A 7,548-nucleotide genomic window follows, 5' to 3' on the forward strand; every position below is an offset into this window, starting at 1 on the left:
GTTTAAGTCCATAGTTTCTACTGGTAACCCTACCGCAACTACTTTACCGCAAGCACGTACTGCATCAACTGCTGAGTTGAAGGCTACTTTAGAAACCGCTGTTACTACAGCAGCATAAGCGCCGCCAAACGCCTCTTGAATAATCTTATCAGCAGGACCTTGAGTAATTGGATTGATAGTCATATCAGCACCAACCTCTTTAGCTAATGCTAATTTGTCGTCATTGATATCTACTGCAATTACCTTTGCACCAAATACACTCTTAGCATATTGGATAGCAAGGTTACCTAATCCACCACAACCGTAGATTACGATAGGTTGACCAGGTTTAATGCCTGATACTTTAATAGCTTTGTATGTAGTTACGCCTGCACATGTGATTGATGATGCTTGAGCAGGATCTAATCCTTCTGGTACTTTTACCGCATAATCAGCAGTAACGATACATTGTTCAGCCATGCCGCCATCTACTGTATAACCAGCATTCTTAACTTCACGACAGAATGTTTCTCTACCAGTTACGCAATACTCACAACGGCCACAAGATTGGAACATCCATGCGATACTTACACGATCACCAACTTTAAGTGAAGTAACATCATCAGCAATTTTAGTTACAATACCTATAGCCTCGTGACCAAGGATGCGACCATCTGTGTTACCAAAATCATGATTCGCAACGTGTAAGTCAGTGTGACAAACTCCACAATACTCTACATCTACTAATGCTTCGCCTGAGTGTAATGGACGTAATTCTTTGTCAATAACTTCAATGTTTGCTTCGCTATTTTTATTAACCACTACTGCTTTCATATGTGATCTCCCCTTTAGTACTTTAGAATTTAAATGAATTCATCTTACAACCTTTGACCGCACTTATGGCCAATTATTGTACCAAATTCAAATGTTTAATCATCATTACCGATTAATCGTAACATAAAATTTGGAAAAATAATTATGGAATATTGAACAAATTTTGAAATATTATGTAAATAATCTTCTGTGCCTTTAAAGAAAAAATCCTGAAGGTGTATTCGGAATTTTATTGTTTCTTTTATATTTAGTCAGATTTAAAGAATCGTATGAAGATCGGGAGTGATATCATTTACTAGAATATTTAACATGATATGAGTATATTACAAATTATATAGATTTAGATGAGGGCGATATGATTCTTGAAAGACAAGGTTTTCGTCTGGCTTTGTGTTCATTACATGCTTACTTCAAGAGAAATGGCAAATTTCGGGTGATATAATAATAAAATCAAAATATTGGAGGGATCCCGATGCCGACCTACAATAAACTAGTGCGTGACCGCATTCCAGAAATTATTGAAAATAATGGTAAAACATTTACAACAAGAATAATAGATGAAAAAGAATACATAAAAGAAATATGTAAGAAAACAGGGGAGAAAACTCCACCTTCAAAACGTGCAGGGCATAGCCCAGTTTAAGGTCGAGATGAATTACCATCGAATTTGTAAAAATATTTTCGTAGCAATGCGAATGTATGTTCTTTTTGGCTGTTTTGTAGTATCATGAAGAAAAGAAGGTGGTGAACAGGATGAAAAAAGAATATGCAACCTATCAAATTTGGATCAAGAAAGGTCATAAATTGTACGCCTACTTCATGGAAATGTGTCAAAATGCAAAAAATCTCTACAATACAACAAACTTCTACATTCGCCAAGTGTATACGGCTTTACGTACAGAGAAAACTTTACAGCCCCTTCAACAAGAAGTTCTCCATACATTACAAGCATATATTGAAATCATGAATGAAAATCAACTTCATGCGTATCAAAAACGTGTGCAAAAGCAGAAAGAAAAGCCGGCAGAAGAACGGAAAGAAATCAAGTGTAATCTGTTTACGTTACCGACAAAAAAGAAAACATTCCTCTCCTATAACTTCCTAGATTGTTTGTTTAAAACAATGAAGCAACAAGACTATATAAATCTACCATCGCAAGTGAATCAAGCAGTTATGAAGAAGTTATATCAAAATTGGAAATCATTCTTCGCCTCCATGAAAGCATATCAGAAACAACATTCCACTTTTACGGGCAGACCTTGCATTCCCAAATATATCAAATCATCTATGAAAGAAATTGTATTCACGAATCAAGTATGTAAACTCCAAGATAAGTATATTCGTTTTCCAAAAACAAGCATAAAATTAAATATCGGTAAATTGTTCGGACATATCGAAAACCTAAAAGAGGTACGTGTTTCTCCTGCTTATGGGAAGTTTAAGATTGAAATTGTGACAGAACAATCTGAGCCAGTACTTAAGCATGTGGATAATAATCGCTATATGAGTATTGATTTAGGGATTCATAACATTGCAACTATCACAACGAATACAGGAACCATACCTGTGTTAGTAAAGGGCAATGTCATCAAAAGCATCAATCAATACTACAACAAACAAAAGGCGCGTTTACTGGGTATTCTTCGTCATGGAAAAGAACCCAAAGAAGGACCGCATACATCCAAGCGTTTAGAGAGGCTTCATGAGAAACGGTTTCTCAAAATAAAAGATCTCTTTCACAAAATGAGTTACCATATTGTTCATTTCGCAGTTCAACATGAAATCTCTATGATTGTCATTGGGAAAAATACATCATGGAAACAAAACAGTGATATGGGAAAAAGACAGAATCAATCCTTTTGCCATATCCCGCATAATCTACTCATTGAAATGATCAACTACAAGGCGAAGCGACAGGGCATAATGGTACAAGTCGTAGAAGAATCGTATACAAGCAAGGCATCTTTTCTAGACAATGATGAGATCCCCACTTACGGTGAGGAATACATCCCTGCATTCAGTGGAAAACGTATCAAACGTGGCTTGTATCGTACGAAAGAGAACAAACTATTGAACGCAGATGTGAATGGTTCCTATAACATCTTAAAAAAAGCAGTTCCAAAGGCGTTTGCCGATGGAATAGAGGGGTTGTGCCATCAGGCAGCTGTGTCAACTCCACTCGTGTTAAGCATCTCTTGAAGGTGATACACGAGAAACCCCCACTTCAAGATCCGAAGGAGATAAGTGGCGGGAGTTTTCATGACTAAATTTACTTCAGAACAGAAAATAAAGGCGGTAATTCGTTATTAAATATCATATATAAAACAAAACACCCCTCTAAAAAGAGGAGTGTCCCATCAATCTCACGAAGCATCCGCACTTTCAAACTGACTATTATAAAGCGAAGCATAGAAACCTTCAGCCTTCAATAACTCTTCATGATTACCTTGTTCTACAATATCCCCGTCTTTCATAACAAGGATTAAGTCTGCATCACGGATTGTTGATAATCTGTGAGCGATGATGAAGCTTGTTCGGCCTTCCATGAGGTTTTCCATCGCTTTTTGAATCAGTACTTCTGTACGAGTATCGATGGAGCTTGTTGCTTCGTCCAGTATTAGTATTTTCGGATCCGCTAGAAGGGCGCGGGCAATTGTTAGTAGTTGCTTTTGTCCTTGGGATACGTTGCTTGCTTCTTCGTTTAGTTCCATTTGATATTTATTTGGTAATGTTTTTACGAAGCTGTGAACGTGAGCTGCTTTTGCTGCTTCGATTACTTCTTCGTCGGTAGCATCCAGTCTACCGTAACGGATATTCTCCATGATGGAGCCGTTAAATAGCCAAGTGTCTTGCAGTACCATACCAAACATGTTGCGCAGGTCTTCTCGCGTGAAGTCTTTTATATCGTGACCATCGATACATATCGCACCGCTGTTTACGTCATAGAAACGCATTAACAGTTTCACGATCGTTGTTTTACCAGCTCCAGTTGGTCCGACGATTGCTACTTTTTGTCCAGGCTTAATGTTAGCAGAGAAATTATTGATGATGATCTTATCTGGATTGTATCCAAATTGAACATCTTTGAAGGTAACTTCTCCGTTTACTTTTTGCAGCTTCACTGGATTTTCTACTTCTGGCATTTCCTCTTCTTCTTCTAAAAATTCGAAAACACGTTCAGCAGCAGCAGCTGTAGATTGAAGTACGTTCGCGATTTGAGCTACTTGAGCGATTGGTTGTGTAAAGCTTCTTACATATTGTACAAAGGCTAAAATGTCTCCAACTGCGATCGTTCTCTTTACCGCAAGCCATCCGCCTAAAATGGATACAGCGACGTAACCGATGTTACCGATAAACGTCATAATCGGCATCATCATTCCCGATAAAAATTGCGATTTCCATGCGGAGTGGTAAAGGATGTCATTTACCTCTTCGAATTTTTTCACTTCTTCTTCTTCTTTGTTAAAGGCTTTAACGATATTGTGACCACTATAAATTTCTTCAACTTGCCCGTTTACGTGTCCTAAATATTCTTGTTGAGATTTGAAGTATTTTTGGGATCGTTTTACGACTGCCATAATGAGTATCATCGATACTGGTAAGATTAAAACCGCCACTAATGTCATTTGCCAGCTGATGGATAACATCATGATGAATACACCGATGATTGTAATAACCGATGTGATGATTTGCGACATACTTTGATTTAACGTTTGGCTCACTGTATCTACGTCATTTGTGACTCTTGATAATACTTCTCCGTGCGTTGTTTTATCAAAGTATTTCAGCGGCATCCGGTTAATTTTTTCATCAATTTCTTTTCTGAAGTTATAAGATACTTTTTGGGCTACTCCAGAAATAATGTACCCTTGGATAATGCCAAACGCAGCGCTTAGTATATATAATCCAAGGAGTAAAACAACAATGTTTCCGATATAGGTAAAGTCAATTGCCGCACCGGGTGCTCCTGTTACTTTGCTTACGAGTCCTTCGAAAAGTTTTGTTGTTGCTTTTCCTAAAATTTTTGGACCAACGATTGTAAAGGCTGCACTACCGATTGCGAAAAGGATAACGATTAAGATTGATAATTTATAGGGCTTCAAGTATTGAAGGAGCTTATTCATCGTTCCTTTGAAGTTTTTTGCCTTCTCAATCTTTCGCATGCCGCCGCCCATATGACCGCCGCCGCCAGGACCAGGGCCGCCTTGTCTGTTATTTTCTATTTTTCTATCACTCATGATGACAACTCCTCTCTTGAAAGTTGTGATAAGGCAATTTGCTTATAAACTTCACAGTTTTCCATAAGCTCTTCATGAGTACCTGTTCCAACTATTTGTCCTTCATCAAGTACAATAATCTTATCTGCATTCATGATTGTACTGATCCTTTGGGCAACAAGTAAAAGCGTACTTCCGGCAATTTCATTGTTTAAAGCTCTGCGAAGTAGCGCGTCTGTCTTAAAGTCAAGAGCGGAGAAACTATCGTCAAATATGAAGATTTCCGATTTTTTCGTAAGAGCACGGGCGATCGAAAGTCTTTGTTTTTGACCACCGGAAACGTTCGTACCACCTTGTGATATTTCTGTACGGAAGCTTTCAGGTTTCGCGTTAATAAACTCCATCGCTTGTGCGATTTCTGCAGCTTTTGCGAGCTCTTCTTCACTTGCTTCTTTCTTACCGTATTTCAAGTTACTTTCGATCGTACCGGAGAATAGAACTCCTTTTTGCGGTACATAACCAATTTTTTCTCTTAATTCCTTCTGAGATACTTCTCTAATATCCGTGCCATCTATTAAGATTTGGCCGTCTGTGACATCATAAAAGCGCGGAATTAAGTTGATTAATGTGGATTTCCCGCTACCTGTACTTCCAATGAAAGCTGTTGTTTCACCAGGTTTTGCAGTAAAGGTGATATTGGAAAGCACATCTTCTTCTGCACCTGGATATCTAAAGCTAACATTTTTAAATTCAACGTAACCTTTCTTGTCTGAAGCGAATGTTTTTGGCTTCTCTGCATCATGAATGGAAAGGTCAGTATCTAAAACTTCTGCGATACGTTGTGCGGATACAGAAGCACGTGGAACCATAATCGATACAAAAGAGATCATTAAGAAGGCCATGATGATTTGCATTGTATATTGCATAAATGCCATCATATCACCAACTTGCATATGTCCCATATCCACTTGGTGTGCTCCAACCCAAATAATCAGTACAGTAACGGCATTCATGATAAACATCATCATTGGCATCATAAATGACATTAAACGGCTTACAAATAAATTTGTTTTTGTTAAATCTTGATTTCCTTTTTCAAATTTCTTTTCTTCATGCTTTTGATTATTAAAAGCGCGAATAACGAGCATACCTGTTAAAGATTCACGCGTGATTAAGTTAATTTTATCTACTAATTTTTGTATCATTTTAAACCTAGGAATTGCGATGCTAAATAAACCAATGACTAAGCTTAAAATCGCGATAACTGCAACTCCGATAATCCATCCCATTGAAAGGTCTGTAGTAAGTACTTTAATAATGCCGCCTATGCCTAAAATTGGTGCATAGAATACGATGCGAAGCAGCATAACCATAAGTGTTTGCACTTGCTGGATATCATTTGTACTTCTTGTGATTAAAGAGGCAGTGGAAAACTTATCAAACTCCGCATTTGAAAAGCTTGTAACCTTCCGGAATACTTTCTTTCTAAGATCTCTGCCGAGTCCTGCAGCTACTTTTGCAGCAAGTAAACTCACGATAACGGTAGCTGCCATACTTACTAAGGATAGAAGCAGCATTTTCCCGCCGGAAGTAAGAATATAATTAGATTGAAGCTTATCGGTATTGATACCGATCTTTTTATACTCATTCTCAATGAATGAAACGGCTGACTGTGTTACCATACTGCCTGGCATATTCTTAAACTTTTCATCTGCCTTTTCTTTCATTGCATCAATTTGAACTTGAGGCAGTTTCGCAATGACTGCAAAAGGATCCGTATTTGGCGGAAGCTTTGCTGGTGCTTTGTTGTCACCTGTCGCAGCAGGAGGGAAAGCAGATGAGCCGCCTTTTTCAATTCCTTGTGTAATTAACATTGGTTTCCCAAAGATATCGTTAAGTTCGTTAATTGTATTTTTATCCTCTGTATGTAGCTTATAAAGAGGTTCTTTATCTAGCTGCGGATAATCTTTTAAATCATTTTTTAATTCACTTTGAGAAAGATTGTTCTTATCTAAAAGCACATAGTTGTCATCTACTTTTTTCTTCTCATTTTCATTCATAAAGAGCTTAATTTTATCCATTTCACTTTTACGAATAATCTCAGGTACTGCATTTTCTACACCTTTTTGTTGAATCCCTACATTGACAATGTTAGACATGTAGTCTGGCAGTGATAGATCGCATACTGCCTGCACAGTTAAAAGACATACAACTGCAATGATGGATGCAACAAATGGTTTTAAATGTTTAATTATCTTTAACATTTAATTCATCTCTCCATTTTCCTTGTCTAGTTTTTTGAATTTTTACTTCGTTTCTCTCCTTTATTCTTCGTATTCTCAGTAATGAATTGTAGCGGCTCTTTACGTATTTTCGACCACAGACTAATTTTATGACTATATGAAGATATGATGCAACTTTTAGGGGGGAGAATTTTATGATGAATTTGTTAAAGGGTTTTAAACGATGACATAAAAACGCTTTCTTTTTATTTTTAGGTGGGGGAGAGCATCTGGCC

At 37.5% G+C, this 7,548-nt stretch carries 5 protein-coding genes and 1 pseudogene; 2 read left to right on the plus strand and 4 right to left on the minus strand.

Features of this window, described 5'->3' with window-relative positions; all coding sequences use genetic code 11:
• Positions 1 to 813, minus strand: an 813-nt coding sequence (gene adhP, locus COO03_RS23510) for an alcohol dehydrogenase AdhP (protein ID WP_097899421.1), incomplete at its 3' end; no start/stop codon positions are given.
• Positions 814 to 1,285: 472 nt separating this feature from the next.
• Between adhP and COO03_RS23515 the strand changes: the two are divergent.
• Both COO03_RS23515 and COO03_RS23520 read left to right on the plus strand, forming a co-directional pair.
• Positions 1,286 to 1,417, plus strand: a pseudogene (locus COO03_RS23515) (nucleoside triphosphate pyrophosphohydrolase); the annotation flags it as partial.
• Positions 1,418 to 1,566: 149 nt separating this feature from the next.
• Entirely contained in the window at positions 1,567 to 3,012 is a 1,446-nt protein-coding gene (locus COO03_RS23520; protein WP_097899422.1) for an RNA-guided endonuclease InsQ/TnpB family protein, read from the plus strand.
• 164 nt (positions 3,013 to 3,176) lie between these two features.
• On the opposite strand, the gene COO03_RS23525 is transcribed toward COO03_RS23520, so the two are convergent.
• The 3 genes from COO03_RS23525 to COO03_RS27345 form a co-directional block, all read right to left on the minus strand.
• Positions 3,177 to 5,051, minus strand: a complete 1,875-nt coding sequence (locus COO03_RS23525) for an ABC transporter ATP-binding protein (protein ID WP_097899423.1) — start codon at positions 5,049 to 5,051, stop codon at positions 3,177 to 3,179.
• Positions 5,048 to 7,294 (minus strand): ABC transporter ATP-binding protein, encoded by a 2,247-nt coding sequence (locus COO03_RS23530; RefSeq protein WP_097899424.1) that lies wholly within the window; start codon positions 7,292 to 7,294, stop codon positions 5,048 to 5,050. Before COO03_RS23530 ends, COO03_RS23525 begins: the two co-directional genes overlap by 4 nt.
• On the minus strand, positions 7,278 to 7,548 hold a 271-nt coding region (locus COO03_RS27345; protein ID WP_218923013.1), incomplete at its 5' end, for a hypothetical protein. The genes COO03_RS23530 and COO03_RS27345, both read right to left, overlap by 17 nt.

It is taken from the genome of Bacillus sp. AFS098217 (assembly GCF_002551815.1).
Taxonomy (GTDB): domain Bacteria; phylum Bacillota; class Bacilli; order Bacillales; family Bacillaceae_G; genus Bacillus_A.